Source organism: Mycobacterium sp. IDUB_36 (genome assembly GCF_055419225.1).
Genome location: NZ_JBVAXH010000001.1, coordinates 1,567,513 through 1,581,390, shown reverse-complemented (window position 1 = coordinate 1,581,390; position 13,878 = coordinate 1,567,513). Strand labels below are relative to the sequence as shown.

The following is a 13,878-nucleotide window of genomic DNA, read 5'->3' as shown; positions in this document are numbered from 1 at the left end:
GTGGCCGGTGCCGTCGCAGCGCTGGAAACGTGGACTCGCATACTGATTCACGGCCGCCGCGGCGAATTCCCCAATACCCGTGGGCATCGTGCGGTGCGCCTGGCCCGCATCGGCGTGCTCATCCTGGTCAGCCTGGTCACGTTGCAGTCGCTGTTGCTGGTGGCCGGCGCGGTGCGCAATGACATCGCGATCACCCACAACATGGGCGTGGCCGAGGCCGAGGTGCTCGACGCCGGCCCGCGGCGTTCGACCATCGAGTTCGTCACCCCGGACCGGGTCACCTACCGACCGGAACTCGGTGTGCTGTACCCGTCCCAATTGGCAACGGGCATGCGGATTTACGTCGAGTACGACAAACGCAACCCGAATCTGGTTCGCGTGCAACACCGTAACGCCAAGCTGGCGATCATCCCGGCGGGTTCGATCGCGGTGTTCGGGTTGCTGATCGGCGCCGCGGCGCTGACCGGTCTCGCGTGGATGGACAAGCGGCTGGACCGTCAGTTGGTCAGCGCGTCCAGCCAGCCCGGATCTTGAATGTCGACAACGCTTCTGGTGTTCAGGTTGTAGATCGTCGGCGTACCCGGGTTCTCCGGGCTCTCCTCCTTGAGGCGAGCCATGTTTGCGCCGTTGACCGCCACGGTGTCGACCGCGTCGTCGCCGGCCGCGATGCGATCGGCCACCACATCCGGTAGTCCGCTCTCGCGGGCCAGCGCCGCGACGGTGTCGCGCGACGGGCCGCCGGCGCTTTGATGACGGTAAAGGGCTTGCACGAAGGCTTGATACGCCGCGGGCGGTGTCGCCGGGTCGGCGGCCAGGAACAGGTCGTTGACCAGTCCGGTGGACACGTCGTTGTGGTGCCTGCCGTTCAGGAACGTCAGCCACCGATACGTGATCGCCAGCCGGCCGCTGGTCAACGCGGCGGCCAACTTGTCACCGTCGGTGTTCTGCAACTCCGCGCAGTACGGGCATTGCGGCTCGCAGAAGATCTCCAACTGCACCGGGGCGATCCACGACCCGACCAGCACCCCGTTGGCGTCGAACGTTCGTGGCACATCGGCGTGCGCGGTGCCGGTGGTGAACATCACCAAACCCAGCATCGTGGCCACAACGCCCAGGTAGGACCGCATTGTCTGATTCCCCTTTGGGTGAGAGTTCGTGTCGTGTACGCCCGTCGGTAACCATAACGACAGGCGACGCTGCGACCGTAGTCAGCGTGCGAGTAGCGATTGTCGCGGAATCTTTTCTCCCGCACGTCAACGGCGTGAGCAACTCCGTCATCCGAACGCTCGAGCATCTGCGGCGCACCGGCCACGAGGCCCTGGTCATCGCGCCCGACACCCCACACGGCGAGGAACCGGCCGACCGTCTCTACGACGGTATCCGGGTCCACCGCGTCCCGTCGTGGATGTTCCCCAAGGTGACCACGCTGCCACTGGGTCTGCCGATGCCGCGAATTCTGCGGGTACTGCGCGGATTCGAGCCCGACGTCGTGCACCTGGCCTCGCCGGCACTGCTGGGCTGGGGTGGCGTCAAGGCCGCCCGCCGGCTGGGGGTGCCCGCGGTGGCGGTGTACCAGACCGATGTGCCGGGATTCGCCGCCAGCTACGGTATCGGCATCACCGAAAAGGCCGCCTGGGCCTGGTTCCGGCACCTGCACAAACTCGCCGACCGGACGCTGGCCCCGTCCACCGCGACCATGGAATCCCTTGTCGAGCACGGCATTCCGCGAGTGCACAAGTGGGCCCGCGGCGTCGACATGATCGGCTACGCGCCCTCGGCGCGCGACGAAACGCTGCGCCGGCAGTGGTCACCGGACGGCAAACCGGTGGTGGGCTTCGTCGGCCGGTTGGCACCGGAGAAGCACGTCGAGCGGCTCACCTCGCTGGCCGCCGCCGGCGACGTGCAGGTCGTCATCGTCGGTGACGGTGTGGACCGCGCCAAACTCCAATCAGCAATGCCCACAGCCGTATTCACCGGCGCACTGTACGGCGAGGAGTTGGCCACCGCGTACGCCAGCATGGACGTCTTCGTCCACGCCGGCGAGCACGAGACGTTCTGCCAGGTGGTGCAGGAGGCGCTGGCGTCCGGACTGCCGGTGATCGCGCCCGACGCGGGCGGACCGCGCGACCTGGTGACGCCGTGGCGCACCGGATTGCTGTTGGGAGTCCAGGAATTCGAGGCGCAACTACCCAACGCCGTCGCGCACCTGCTGGAAGACCGGCAGCGCTACGCGGTGGCCGCGCGCAAGAGCATCCTCGAGCGCAGCTGGCCCGCCATCTGCGACGAGCTGCTCGGCCACTACGAGGCGGTGCTGTCACCTATTGCCCGCGCCCGGATGGCACGCCGGCAGCAGGCGCTGGGGCAGTAGTTCAGCCCTGCGCCAACTCGGCGACCGGCTGCCATTCCTCCCAGGTCTTCAGCCGCTGCTCGTAGTCGGCCTTGGCCAACCCCAACGGCGCCTCGCCGAAGAACACCCGCAACGGCGGCTGGTCGGCGTCGACGACCTTGAGCACGGCCGCCGCGGAGGCCTTCGGGTCGCCCGGTGCGGCCCACCGCGTGCTGCGGATCTCCTCGGTCGCTTTGTGCACCTCGGCGTAGTCCGACAACTCCTCGGCCCGCCGCGACGACGACCCGGACCAGTCGGTGGAGAACCCGGCCGGCTCGATCAGTGTGACGTGCACTCCGAACGATTCGACCTCCTGCGCCAGCGACTGCGAGAAGCCTTCCAGCGCCCACTTCGAGGCGTGGTAGATGCCGACGTTCGGAAACGCCGTGATGCCACCGATCGACGAGACCTGGATGATGTGGCCGCTGCGCTGCGCCCGCAGGTACGGCAGTGCGGCCTGGGTGACCCACAGCGCGCCGAACACGTTCGTCTCGAACTGGTCGCGGGCGTCCTGTTCGGAGAGCTCCTCGACGAAGCCGAACTGGCCGTAGCCGGCGTTGTTGACCACGACGTCGAGGCGTCCGAAGTGCTCGTGCGCCTGCTTGACGGCGGCGAAGTCGGCCGCGCGGTCGGTGACGTCGAGCTTGAGCGGCAGGATCGCGTCGCCGAACTTCTGCACCAGATCGTCCAGCGTCGCGGTGTCGCGGGCGGTGGCGGCGACCTTGTCGCCCCGCTCCAAGGCCGCGATGGCCCACTCTCGTCCGAAGCCGCGCGATGTCCCGGTGATGAACCAAACTTTTTCAGCCATGACGCAGTGCAACGCACAGGTCGGCTGACCATTCCCGGCGACAGGTAGGTTCGAGGCGTGAACCGCGCCACGCTGGACAAAGACCCCCGTGAGGTCGCGTCGATGTTCGACGGCGTCGCGCGGCGGTACGACATCACCAACACCGTGCTGTCGCTGGGCCAGGACCGGTACTGGCGTCGGGCGACCCGCAAGGCGCTCGACATCGGGGCGGGGGAGACGGTGCTGGACCTGGCTGCCGGCACCGCGGTGTCGACGGTCGAGTTGGCGACGTCCGGAGCGTGGTGTGTGGCGGCGGACTTCTCAGTCGGGATGCTCGGCGCCGGTCATGCCCGCAAGGTGCCCAAGGTGGCCGGCGACGCGACTCGATTGCCGTTTGCGGACAACGTGTTCGACGCGGTGACGATCAGCTTCGGGTTGCGCAACGTCGCCGAGCGGGAACGGGCGCTGAGCGAGATGGCCCGGGTGACGCGACCCGGTGGGCGCCTGGTGGTCTGCGAATTCTCCACGCCCACAAGCAGATTGTTCGCCACCACGTATAAGGAATACCTGATGAAGGCGCTGCCGCGGGTGGCCCGCACGGTGTCGAGCAACCCGGAGGCCTACGTCTACCTGGCCGAGTCGATCCGGGCCTGGCCCGACCAGGCTGATCTGGCGCACCAGATCTCCGCTGCCGGGTGGTCGGCGGTGCGGTGGCGCAACCTGACCGGCGGCATCGTGGCCCTGCACGCCGCGTACAAAGCCCTGCACTGACTTTCATTCGCGTTGATTCTCGGTCTGGTCCGGGGCGTTGGCGTATGCAACTATCGGGCCCGGTGAGCCGCGAATTTCTCTGGTACATACCGAATACTGTGCTGTCCGGTCATCGGGGCGATGACACTGTCGACGGCTGGGGCAGCCTGGAATACTCGGCCGAACTCGCGCAGCGCGCCGAGCAGAACGGCTGGGGCGGCGCGCTGATCGGCGCCGGTTGGGGGCGGGCTGACTCGTTCACCATCGCCACCGCGATCGCCGCCCGGACCACCACGTTCGCGCCGCTGGTCGCCATCCGTCCCGGCTACTGGCATCCCGCGCACTTCGCCAGCGCGGCCGCCACATTGGACCAGCTCAGCCAGGGCCGGCTGCTGGTGAACGTGGTCACCGGCGCCGACGACGTGCTGGCTTACGGTGACGTCGACCTCGACAAGTCCAGCCGCTACGACCGGACACGGGAATTCCTACAGCTGGTCCGCAAACTCTGGACCGAAGAGGACGTCACCTACGAGGGCGAGTACTTCTCCGTCGAACACTCGACGCTGCAGCCGCGACCCTTCGGTGACGGCCGGCACCCCCCGCTGTACTTCGGCGGCGCATCGGCGGCCGCCGAGGAAGTCGCCGCCGAAGAGGCTGACGTGCAACTGTTTTGGGGCGAGCCGCTCGACGGTATCGCCGAGCGCATCGAACGGCTCGAAGCGTTGTCCGAGAAGCTCGGACGCGAGCACGATCCGCTGGAGTACGGGCTGCGCATCACGACACTGGTCCGCGACACCTCCGAAGAGGCGTGGCGCGATGCCGAGGCGAAGGTCGCCGAACTGGCCGGCAAGCCTTCGGTGCTGGCGCTGCACAACGCGGCCTCGGCAGAGGGGCAGCGACGATTGAGCGATCTCGCCGGCCGGGGAGAAGTGCTCGACTCCTGCCTCTACACCACGCCGAGCAAGTACGGCGGCGAGGGCGCCGGGACCACGTGGCTGGTCGGCTCAGCCGACGAGGTGGCGGCCGCGCTGCAGAAATACTCCGACCTCGGGGTGAAGCACTTCGTACTCTCTGACACCCCGTACTTGTCGGAGGTGTCGAGGATCGGCCACCAGGTTCTGCCGTTGCTGCGCAACGCGATCAGCTGAACGGTTTGCGGCGATCCAGCAGCCGCGACACTCGTCCGCTACCGCGCCACCCCCGGGCGACCCAGTCGGCGTCCTCATCGGTGACCAGGTTGCCCATCACCCGCACCGCGATGCCCATCAGCGTCGTCGACCGCATCCCGATCGGGCCGGTCGCCGGCAGGAAGCGCGGGAACGTCAGCAGCAGGCCGAGCCGGCGGGCCACCGAAAACCCACGCCCGTAATGGGATTGGAGCACATGCGGCCACGCCTTGGAGAGATCGCCGGAGCCGAGCATCTCGACCGCCAACCGGCCGGACTCCAAGCCGTAGTCGATGCCTTCTCCGTTGAGCGGGTTGACGCAGGCCGCGGCATCACCGATCAGCATCCAGTTGCGGCCCGCCACACCGGATACCGCGCCGCCCATCGGCAGCAATGCCGACGACATGGCCCGAGGATGGCCTTCGAAGCCCCACTCCTCGCGGCGCAGGTCGGTGTAGTAGGACATCAACGGTCGCAGGGCGAGTTCCGCCGGTCGTTTGATCGTCGACAGCGCGCCCACGCCGATGTTCACCTCGCCGTTGCCGAGCGGGAAGATCCAGCCGTAACCGGGCAGCACCGCGCCGTCGGGCGAGCGTAGCTCCAAATGTGAAGTGAGCCAGGGGTCGTCACTGCGTGGCGTGGCCAGGTAGCCGCGGGCCGCGATCCCGTACACGGTCTCCTGGTGCCAGCGCCGGCCCAACACCCGGCCCAGGGTGGACCGGGCCCCGTCGGCGACGATCAATTCGCGGCAGCCGACCTGGCTGCCATCGGACAGCGTCACCGACGTCACCCGTGCCGAGGAATCGTGATTGGCGCCGACGGCTTTGACACCGAGCCGCATGCGGGCGCCGGATTCCTCGGCGACTTTGCGGATCCGGTCGTCCAGCTCGACGCGGGCCACCGCGCTGCCGGTGGACGGAAACGACGGGCCGGGCCATTCGACCTCGACCGCGCCGCCGAACCCGCTCATCCGCAGGCCGCGATGCCGGATCCGGGCGTCCAGCCACTCGCCGAGTCCGAGCCGTTCCAGCTCGGCGACCGCCCGCGGCGTCAGCCCGTCGCCGCAGGCTTTGTCGCGCGGGAAGTTGGCGGCGTCGATCACCAGCACGTCGCGTCCGTCGCGCGCCGCCCAGGCGGCGGCCGCTGAGCCGGCCGGGCCGGCGCCCACGACCACCACGTCGGCATGGGAGTCCATGTTCACCAGTATGTTGGTCAGGTGAGGACTCCGGCGACTGTGGTGGCGGGCATTGATCTCAGTGCCTTCGGTGACGCTGCATTCGCCACCGGTGTGCGGGACGGGGTAGCCCGCGTCGAGCAACTGATGGAAACCGAGCTCCGCGGATCAGATGACCTGATGACGGACGCGGTGCTGCATCTGTTCGAAGCCGGTGGCAAACGATTCCGGCCGCTGTTCGCGGTGCTGTCGGCGCAACTGGGCCCGCGGCCCGACAGTGACGACGTGGCGATCGCCGGGGCGGTCATCGAGCTGGTGCACCTCGCGACGCTGTACCACGACGACGTGATGGACGAGGCGCAAGTCCGCCGCGGCGCACCCAGTGCCAACCTGCGGTGGAATAACAACGTCGCGATCCTGGCCGGCGACTACCTGTTCGCGACGGCGTCCCGGTTGGTGTCGCGGCTGGGCCCGGACGCGGTGCGGATCATCGCCGACACCTTCGCCCAGCTGGTGACCGGGCAGATGCGCGAAACCCAGGGGGCCGCGGACAAAGCCGACCCGATCGCGCACTACCTGCGGGTCGTGCACGAGAAGACGGCCTGCCTGATCGGTGCGGCCGGCCGATTCGGCGCGATGTTCTCCGGCGCCGACGAGGAGCAGACCGAGCGGCTCAGCCGGCTGGGCGACCTGGTCGGCACCGCATTCCAGATCTCCGACGACATCATTGACATCGACAGCGATCCCGACGAGTCGGGCAAGCTGCCCGGCACCGACCTGCGCGAGGGCGTGCACACCCTGCCGGTGCTCTACGCGTTGCAGGACGACGGACCCGACTCCGACCGGCTGCGTGAGTTGCTGGCCGGGCCGATCGACGACGACGCGGCGCTGGCCGAGGCGCTCGGGCTGCTACGGGCCTCGCCGGGCATGGCCAAGGCCAAGGACATGGTCGCCCAGTATGCCGATCGGGCTCGCGAAGAGTTGGCCGCGCTGCCCGAGAGCCCGGGGCGTACCGCGCTGGCCACGCTGGTCGACTACACAATCCACCGACACGGCTGATCGTGCGGAACTCTGCCGCGCCTCCTCGGCGTTAGATGGGGGAGACCCCGGCTGTTCGCAGCCGGTCATAGGAGGAATTTTTTGATGACCTGGCATCCGCATCACAACACGGCGAAGACGTTCGCGTTGCTGGTTGGCATGTCGGCGCTGATCGTGTTCGTGGGCAGTCTGTTCGGCCGTGGCGTGATGTTCATCGCCGTGCTGTTCGCCATCGGCATGAACGTCTACACCTACTTCAACAGCGACAAGCTGGCGCTGCGGGCAATGCACGCGCAGCCGGTGTCGGAGGTGCAGGAGCCGGTGATCTACCGGATCGTGCGCGAGCTGGCCACCGCGGCGCACCAGCCGATGCCCCGGCTCTACATCAGCGACACCGCCGCGCCCAACGCGTTTGCCACCGGCCGTAATCCGCGCAACGCCGCGGTGTGTTGCACGACGGGAATCCTGAGCATCCTCGATGAGCGTGAACTGCGCGCGGTGCTGGGCCACGAGTTGTCGCACGTCTACAACCGGGACATCCTGATCTCCTGTGTGGCCGGTGCGCTGGCTTCGGTGATCACCGCGCTGGCCAACATGGCGATGTTCGCCGGCATGATGGGCGGCAACAACCGCGAAGGCAGCAATCCCTTTGCGCTGTTGCTGGTTTCGATGCTGGGACCGATCGCGGCGACGGTGGTGAAGTTGGCGGTGTCCCGCTCGCGGGAGTACCAGGCCGACGAGTCCGGTGCGATGCTGACCGGCGATCCGCTGGCGCTGGCGTCGGCGCTGCGCAAGATCTCCGGCGGCGTGCAGGCCGCTCCGCTGCCCCCGGAGCCGAAGCTGGCCGCCCAGGCACATCTGATGATCGCCAGCCCGTTCCGCGCCGGGGAGAAGATCGGCTCGCTGTTCTCCACCCACCCGCCGATGGCCGACCGCATCCGTCGGCTGGAAGACATGGCCCGCGGCTAGCTCACCCGCGCAGTGGTCGCGGTCGACGCTCGGACACAGTCACACCAGGCTCAGCGGTCACTGTCAGCGAGTCGAGCAGTGGATTCGAAATCGTATCCACCCGCGATATCACGGTCGGCTTGGTGATATCGCATGCGAGTCGATTTGCAAAAACGGATCACCCCGGAGTCTCGGTGCAGTCGAGGCCAGTGTGACTCGGCGAACCTTCTGCACAGGGTGACTGACGAACCGGCAGCTCAGGTGATATCACCCAACGGGTGAACCACTACACCTACCGTGCCGAATGGTGTTCTGAATTCGGCGAATACGTCGGCCGTTGCCTGGAACTGCCCTGGCTGTCCCACCGGGCGGCGACGGCCTCGGAAGTGATGACCGGCATCGAGCATGCCGTCGACGAATACCTCGCCGATCGGGAGGGAGATGTCCCGCCACCACTCACCGAGCGGACGTTCAGTGGACGATTCCTGGTGCGAACATCGCCGATGCTGCACTCGCGGCTCACCGTGGAAGCCGCCGAGCAGAACGTGTCGATGAATCAGTGGGTTGTGCAGAAGCTCGCGGGTAGGCCGCCGCTCGGCCTGTTCGACCTGTGACTAGAACCCGGAGCCGTGCACCTCGTGGCCGGGCGTCTCCGCTGCCAGTCCGCGATAGGCGTCCTCGACGGTCGCGCCGTGGTTGATCACGCCGTCGACCTCGCGGGCGATCGGCATGTTCAGTCCGTACTTGTCGGCGAATTCCATGATCACGCTGGCGGCTTTGACGCCCTCGGCGACCTGGTTCATCGAGGAGATGATCTCGTCGATGGTCTTGCCTGAGCCCAGCTGCTCGCCGACGTGCCGGTTACGGCTGCGTTGGCTGGTGCAGGTGACGATCAGGTCGCCCATGCCGGCCAGTCCCGCGAAGGTGTCGCGTTGTCCGCCCATCGCCTCGCCCAGCTTCGACATCTCGCGCACCGACCGCGCGATCACCATCGCCCGGGTGTTCTCGCCGATGCCCAGCGAATAGCCCATGCCGACGGCGATCGCGTAGACGTTCTTCAACGCACCGGCCATCTCCACCCCGAGCACATCGTCGATCGTGTAGACGCGAAAACGCTTGGTGCGGAACAGCTGACCGAGCTGCGCCGCGAGATGCTGGTCGGGCATGGCCAGCACGGCTGCCGCCGCGTAACCCTCGGCCACCTCGCGGGCGATGTTCGGCCCGGCGAGAATGCCGGCCGGGTGCCCGGGCAGTACTTCGTCGACGATCTGCGACATGCGCATGTTGGTGCCTTGTTCGAGGCCTTTGACCAAGGAGATGACCGGCACCCAGGGTCGCAGTTCGGCCGCCAACTCGGTGAGCACGTCGCGGAACCCGTGCGACGGCACTCCCATCACGACCACGTCGGCGCATTGGGCGGCCTCGGCGAAATCAGTTGTAGCGCGGAGACTCTCGGTCAACTCGTGATCTTCACCGAGGTATTTGGTGTTGCGGTGATTCTCGTTGATGTCCTTGGCGGTCTCTTCCGAACGCACCCATTGCAGTGTCGGGCCCCGTCGTGCGGAGATCGATGCGACGGTGGTGCCCCAGGAGCCTCCACCCAGAACGACGACGTTCGGTTCGCGCGTAGCTGCCATGACGACCAGCGTATTGCCGCCGCCTGATCTTTACCGGCGGTTGGCGAGAAGTTCTGCCTAGGGCCGAACCTGTGCATCCACCTGCTGGCTGTGCTGCGATTCCATCGTCGCGAAAGCCTGCCCGCAGGTCGACAGGTGCTGCGCGTGGTCACCGAGCTGCGTCACCAGGGCCGTCGAATTGCCCGTCCACTGCGGAGTCCGACGGGCCAGCGCCTCGGCCGAGCGGCCGGTCCAGCCGCCCTGAGCACCGGCGATCCGGTCATCGGCGGACAGGTGCGAGGTCGCCAGGTCTTCACCGTGACCGGTGACCTGGACCGCCGACGTCGCAAGGTGTTCGAGGTTGACCCGCAGTGCCATGAACACTTCTTACCAGCTATCGGCGTATTGTCACTTCACCAAAAACAGGCCGATCACGCCCGACTCGCCGATCCGCACCGCGAACGACGTCAGCCAGCCCGCAGCCCAGGTCAGCAGCGCGAGCGGAACGACGAGTCGAAATCGTGCGAACGGCAGCGCGCACACGACCGCCAACCCCCAGGCAATCAAGGTCACCCAGCCGGGCACCGACTGGGCCACCAACGCGCCGGCGATCGCGACGGCGGGTGACCAGGCCGAGTAGCTCGGCGCCGTCATCGGAGCCTGACCGTGTCAAGCGCGAGCACGCCCAGCATGAGAATCAGCGCCGCCGCGGATGCGACCGCAATCGCTCGCGCCCACGCCCGCGGTATCGCGGCGAAGACGACGGCCAAGACCGCCAGTGTGCCGACGCGAACAGCCTTCTCGGCATGGATCGAGTGCGCCAGGTCCGCTCCACTGACGACGAGCCATACCCCGTAGGCGATAGCCGATGCGATGGGAATGAAAAACGTTGCGAGTGCCCAGTTTTGCGGCGACATCCTGATCGATTTGATGGTCGGCAGCGCTTTCTGTCAGGAGGGTGGCGCGGGTAGCGGCGGCGGGGTGGGCACGGGCAGCGGGGGAGCGGCGACCGGAGGCGGGGGTACGAACGGCGGCGGGAGGGTATAGATCTGCGGCACGTGCGGCGCCGGCATCAGGGTGGTCCCGGGCAACCGCTGAGTGGGTGTCAGGCGCGGCGCATCGGGAGGCAACCCGTCGGGCATCTGCGGCGCCCACGGCCGCGGCAGGTCCGGCAAGTCTGCTCCGACGTGGTTGCCTGGCAGCGGAAGTGTCAGTGGTCCAAGCTGATTCGTCGTCACCTGTTGGTTGAACAGTTGTGTGATTGTGCCGTCGGGCTTGAACTGGTATCCCTCCGTGCTGGGATAGGGCGTGATGTCGCCGCCGATGGCGACGGTGCCGTCGGCGTGCGGGACGATGTTCATCGTTCCGTTGACGTTGACGAACGGCTTGGCGATTCCCGGCTCGAACGGGTCGGCGGCCGTGTAGTTGATCATCAGGGAACCGTCGGCGGCTTGTAGTGCACTCACCACTGGCTTGCCGGTGCCCTTGTCGAACCCGTCGGTCGACATCGTCGGATTCTGGCGAGCGACGATGATCCCGTGCTCCATGTCGACAAACATGCTGACCCGCGATGATTCTGCCGGAGCGAACGGGGACGGACCCCTGTTGTCGCCGACCATGTGGGGGTTGACGCGATCGTTGAACTCGAAGTTCTGCACCTCCGCGCTGGGGATGTACATGTTCTGCCGGTACACGCCCCCGCCCGGGATCGGGTTGAACCGACCGACGACGACATTGGACTCGTACCCGCCATAGCGCGGATCGTAGGTGTGCGGGTCGAGTCCCTCGGCCATCCGCCAGTCGTTGGCCGACACCGGATCTCGGCCGTATACCTGTTTGAACGCGTCGCGCTGGTTCTTCTCCTGCGCGGCGCCCTTCGCGATCTGATCGGGCGTCAGCCCGTCGGGGCCGACGCGATCGATCGTCGGAGTCGCATGCGGGATGGGCACATCGCCGTCGGCCATGTCGATCGCCTGCGCGAGATCCTCGTCCAGCACGGTCGCCTGGCCGACGATCGCGTCGAGCTGCGGCTGGAACGTGGCGAGTTTGTCCGCGAGCATGTGTGCGCTGCCCTTGAACGCCGGGGTGGCCACGATCTTGTTGGCCACCGGGTCGATGGTCAGCCCGTCGCCGAGTGCGTCGCGCAGCGCTTGCAGCTTGGCCTTGACCGCCTCGATGCCGTCGGCGGCCCGGTCGGCGGCCATCGCCACCGCAAGCGCCTCCCGGCCGTCTTTGTCCAGGTCCTTGCGGGTCTGCTCGACGGAGTTCTTCGCCGCCTCCGCCGCGACCCCGCCCCACGTCTGGAATGCGGGCAGGGTGGCGAGGCCATCACGGGCCAGCTGGTTGGCCTCTGCGCGGCTGCGCGCCGCGTGGAAGACCTCGCGGACGTCGCCGGGCTTCCAGCGGTCGATATCCGCAACAGACAGACCCGTCACGGGACGGAGCTTGTCACGGACCCACCGGACATGTCACTTCACCCCTGTGCAGTCATCCGGCCAGTGCGGATTTCTCCTCGGCTCGGCCGAACACCATCGCTTCGGCGATCCGGTCGAAGCGGTAGTCGATCGCATCGGCGAAGTAGTTCTGCCGCACGTTCCACGGCCGCTTGATGCCTGACTTGGGCAACGCGTGCGGTGCCCGCAGCACGTAACCGGCCTGAATGTCCCAGGCCGGCTTCTCGGGCATCGGCTCGCCGGACAGATGCGGATAGGCGTGGGTGTAGCCGTGTGAGGCCATGTGCCCCAACAGCTTTGCCGTGGCGCGGGCGGTCATGTCGGCGCGCAACGTCCATGACGCGTTGGTGTATCCGACGCACCAGAACAGGTTCGGCACGTCCTCCAGCATGTGGGCCTTGTAGACGAAGCGGTCCTGCGGTTTGACCTCGCCGCCGTCTATCGACACCGTGACGCCGCCGAGCGCCTGCAGCTGCAGGCCGGTCGCGGTGACGATCACGTCGGCGTCCAGATGCCGGCCCGACGTCAAAGCGATTCCGGTGGAATCGAAGTGGTCGATGTGATCGGTCACCACCTCGGCCCGCCCGTCGCCGATCGCGACGTAGAGGTCGGCGTCGGGAATCAGGCACAGCCGCTGGTCCCAGGGGTCGTAGCGGGGTCTGAAGTGGGTGTCCACGTCGTAACCCTTGGGCAGATAGTGCACCGCGATCTGACGGATCCACCACTTCACGAAGCCCGGCGTCTTGCGGGCCAGAAACCAGATCACGCCTTCCATCAACGCGTTGCTCTGCCGTGCGTACGAGTGAGAAAGCCTGCGCGGCAGAATCTTTCGGATGAGGTTTGTCGCGCCGCTGCTGCGGGCGGCGGAGAACAGGTAGGTCGGCGAGCGCTGCAGCATGGTGACCTTGGTGGCCTGCTCGGCCAGTGACGGGATCAGCGACATCGCGGTCGCGCCGCTGCCGATCACCACGATCTTCTTGCCCCGATAGTCGAGATCCTCGGGCCAGTGCTGGGGGTGGACGACCGTGCCGCTGAATTCGCCGAGGCCGGGGAAGTCCGGGGTGTAGCCCTCGTCGTAGTTGTAGTAGCCGGACCCGAAGAACACGAAGCGGCCGCGGAAGGTCTTTTCCGTGCCGTTCTGGGATGCGGTGACGGTCCAGGTGTCGCTGCTGGAATCCCAGTCCGCCGAGCGGACGTGGGTGCCGAACCGGATGTGCTCGTCGATGCCGTACTTGTGCGCCGTGGTGGTCAGGTAGTCGCGGATGTCTCCGCCGTCGGCCACCCGCTCCTGCTTGGTCCAGGGCTCCCAGGGGAAGCAGAGCGTGAAGATGCTGCTGTCCGAGCGGACCCCGGGGTAGCGAAACAGGTCCCAGGTGCCGCCGAGTTGCTCGCGGCGCTCGAGGATGACGTAGCTGGTTCCCGGGTTGCGCTCGGTGATGCGGTACGCGGCGCCGAGCCCGGAGATGCCCGCGCCGATGATGACGACGTCGACGTCGGTGATGTCTGGTGGCGTCACGGTCATCGCTGCCCCTCACTTCGGCTGTTACCTACGTCACCAGA

General features: G+C 67.2%; 16 protein-coding genes. 7 read left to right on the top strand and 9 right to left on the bottom strand.

The window, feature by feature from the left end; translation table 11 throughout:
- The first annotated feature begins 21 nt into the window (after positions 1-21).
- Positions 22-534: a DUF3592 domain-containing protein gene (locus tag ACZYW1_RS07735; RefSeq protein WP_463787734.1), complete on the top strand. Its 513-nt coding sequence runs from the start codon at positions 22-24 to the stop codon at positions 532-534.
- Here ACZYW1_RS07735 and ACZYW1_RS07730 read toward each other — a convergent pair.
- Positions 498-1,127: a DsbA family protein gene (locus ACZYW1_RS07730; protein ID WP_463784639.1), complete on the bottom strand. Its 630-nt coding sequence runs from the start codon at positions 1,125-1,127 to the stop codon at positions 498-500. The genes ACZYW1_RS07735 and ACZYW1_RS07730 overlap by 37 nt on opposite strands.
- A gap of 86 nt (positions 1,128-1,213) precedes the next feature.
- Between ACZYW1_RS07730 and ACZYW1_RS07725 the strand changes: the two genes are divergently transcribed.
- The gene (locus ACZYW1_RS07725; RefSeq protein ID WP_463784637.1) at positions 1,214-2,368 is read left to right on the top strand and encodes a glycosyltransferase family 4 protein; all 1,155 of its coding nucleotides are present in this window, start codon (positions 1,214-1,216) and stop codon (positions 2,366-2,368) included.
- A 1-nt stretch (position 2,369) separates the two neighbouring features.
- Here the strand turns inward: ACZYW1_RS07725 and ACZYW1_RS07720 are convergent, their stop codons facing one another.
- Entirely contained in the window at positions 2,370-3,194 is an 825-nt protein-coding gene (locus ACZYW1_RS07720; protein ID WP_463784635.1) for an SDR family oxidoreductase, read from the bottom strand.
- A gap of 57 nt (positions 3,195-3,251) precedes the next feature.
- Here ACZYW1_RS07720 and ACZYW1_RS07715 point away from each other — a divergent pair, with 57 nt between their 5' ends.
- Together ACZYW1_RS07715 and ACZYW1_RS07710 are read left to right on the top strand one after the other, a co-directional pair.
- Positions 3,252-3,944 carry a demethylmenaquinone methyltransferase gene (locus tag ACZYW1_RS07715; protein WP_463784633.1) on the top strand — a complete coding sequence of 231 codons (693 nt, stop codon included), beginning with the start codon at positions 3,252-3,254 and terminating at the stop codon, positions 3,942-3,944.
- Positions 3,945-4,006: 62 nt separating this feature from the next.
- Positions 4,007-5,071, top strand: a complete 1,065-nt coding sequence (locus ACZYW1_RS07710) for an LLM class flavin-dependent oxidoreductase (protein WP_463784631.1) — start codon at positions 4,007-4,009, stop codon at positions 5,069-5,071.
- On the opposite strand, the gene menJ is transcribed toward ACZYW1_RS07710, so the two are convergent.
- On the bottom strand, positions 5,064-6,284 hold the full coding sequence (gene menJ, locus ACZYW1_RS07705) for a menaquinone reductase (protein WP_463784629.1): 1,221 nt from the start codon (positions 6,282-6,284) through the stop codon (positions 5,064-5,066). The genes ACZYW1_RS07710 and menJ overlap by 8 nt on opposite strands.
- A 21-nt stretch (positions 6,285-6,305) precedes the next feature.
- Here menJ and grcC1 point away from each other — a divergent pair, with 21 nt between their 5' ends.
- From grcC1 to ACZYW1_RS07690, 3 genes are all read left to right on the top strand, one after another.
- Positions 6,306-7,322: a nonaprenyl/(2E,6E)-farnesyl/geranylgeranyl diphosphat synthase gene (gene grcC1, locus ACZYW1_RS07700; protein ID WP_463784628.1), complete on the top strand. Its 1,017-nt coding sequence runs from the start codon at positions 6,306-6,308 to the stop codon at positions 7,320-7,322.
- Between the two features lie 84 nt (positions 7,323-7,406).
- Positions 7,407-8,270, top strand: coding sequence for a zinc metalloprotease HtpX (gene htpX, locus ACZYW1_RS07695; RefSeq protein ID WP_463784627.1), 864 nt, complete (start codon positions 7,407-7,409; stop codon positions 8,268-8,270).
- Positions 8,271-8,527: 257 nt separating this feature from the next.
- Positions 8,528-8,863 (top strand): type II toxin-antitoxin system HicB family antitoxin, encoded by a 336-nt coding sequence (locus ACZYW1_RS07690; protein WP_463784625.1) that lies wholly within the window; start codon positions 8,528-8,530, stop codon positions 8,861-8,863.
- Here the strand turns inward: ACZYW1_RS07690 and ACZYW1_RS07685 are convergent, their stop codons facing one another.
- Genes ACZYW1_RS07685 through ACZYW1_RS07660 form a run of 6 tightly spaced genes read right to left on the bottom strand, consistent with a single transcriptional unit; the run spans position 8,864 to position 13,840 of the window.
- On the bottom strand, positions 8,864-9,886 hold the full coding sequence (locus tag ACZYW1_RS07685; protein ID WP_463784624.1) for an NAD(P)H-dependent glycerol-3-phosphate dehydrogenase: 1,023 nt from the start codon (positions 9,884-9,886) through the stop codon (positions 8,864-8,866). It lies immediately after the preceding gene.
- Between the two features lie 57 nt (positions 9,887-9,943).
- Positions 9,944-10,243: a WXG100 family type VII secretion target gene (locus tag ACZYW1_RS07680; protein ID WP_463784623.1), complete on the bottom strand. Its 300-nt coding sequence runs from the start codon at positions 10,241-10,243 to the stop codon at positions 9,944-9,946.
- 30 nt (positions 10,244-10,273) lie between these two features.
- On the bottom strand, positions 10,274-10,519 hold the full coding sequence (locus tag ACZYW1_RS07675; protein ID WP_463784621.1) for a hypothetical protein: 246 nt from the start codon (positions 10,517-10,519) through the stop codon (positions 10,274-10,276).
- Complete coding sequence (locus ACZYW1_RS07670) at positions 10,516-10,782, bottom strand: hypothetical protein (RefSeq protein WP_463784619.1); 267 nt, start codon at positions 10,780-10,782, stop codon at positions 10,516-10,518. Before ACZYW1_RS07670 ends, ACZYW1_RS07675 begins: the two co-directional genes overlap by 4 nt.
- A gap of 33 nt (positions 10,783-10,815) precedes the next feature.
- On the bottom strand, positions 10,816-12,300 hold the full coding sequence (locus ACZYW1_RS07665; protein ID WP_463784617.1) for a vWA domain-containing protein: 1,485 nt from the start codon (positions 12,298-12,300) through the stop codon (positions 10,816-10,818).
- 52 nt (positions 12,301-12,352) lie between these two features.
- Positions 12,353-13,840 (bottom strand): flavin-containing monooxygenase, encoded by a 1,488-nt coding sequence (locus ACZYW1_RS07660; protein WP_463784616.1) that lies wholly within the window; start codon positions 13,838-13,840, stop codon positions 12,353-12,355.
- Between the last annotated feature and the right edge of the window lie 38 nt (positions 13,841-13,878).

What these genes read in the sequence shown, in the direction of transcription:
- ACZYW1_RS07730 (WP_463784639.1), bottom strand. Translation starts at nt 1,127, where the DNA reads ATGCGGTCCTACCTGGGCGTTGTGGCCACGATGCTGGGTTTGGTGATG.
- ACZYW1_RS07720 (WP_463784635.1), bottom strand. Translation starts at nt 3,194, where the DNA reads ATGGCTGAAAAAGTTTGGTTCATCACCGGGACATCGCGCGGCTTCGGA.
- menJ (WP_463784629.1), bottom strand. Translation starts at nt 6,284, where the DNA reads ATGGACTCCCATGCCGACGTGGTGGTCGTGGGCGCCGGCCCGGCCGGC.
- htpX (WP_463784627.1), top strand. Translation starts at nt 7,407, where the DNA reads ATGACCTGGCATCCGCATCACAACACGGCGAAGACGTTCGCGTTGCTG.
- ACZYW1_RS07685 (WP_463784624.1), bottom strand. Translation starts at nt 9,886, where the DNA reads ATGGCAGCTACGCGCGAACCGAACGTCGTCGTTCTGGGTGGAGGCTCC.
- ACZYW1_RS07680 (WP_463784623.1), bottom strand. Translation starts at nt 10,243, where the DNA reads ATGGCACTGCGGGTCAACCTCGAACACCTTGCGACGTCGGCGGTCCAG.
- ACZYW1_RS07675 (WP_463784621.1), bottom strand. Translation starts at nt 10,519, where the DNA reads ATGACGGCGCCGAGCTACTCGGCCTGGTCACCCGCCGTCGCGATCGCC.
- ACZYW1_RS07670 (WP_463784619.1), bottom strand. Translation starts at nt 10,782, where the DNA reads ATGTCGCCGCAAAACTGGGCACTCGCAACGTTTTTCATTCCCATCGCA.
- ACZYW1_RS07660 (WP_463784616.1), bottom strand. Translation starts at nt 13,840, where the DNA reads ATGACCGTGACGCCACCAGACATCACCGACGTCGACGTCGTCATCATC.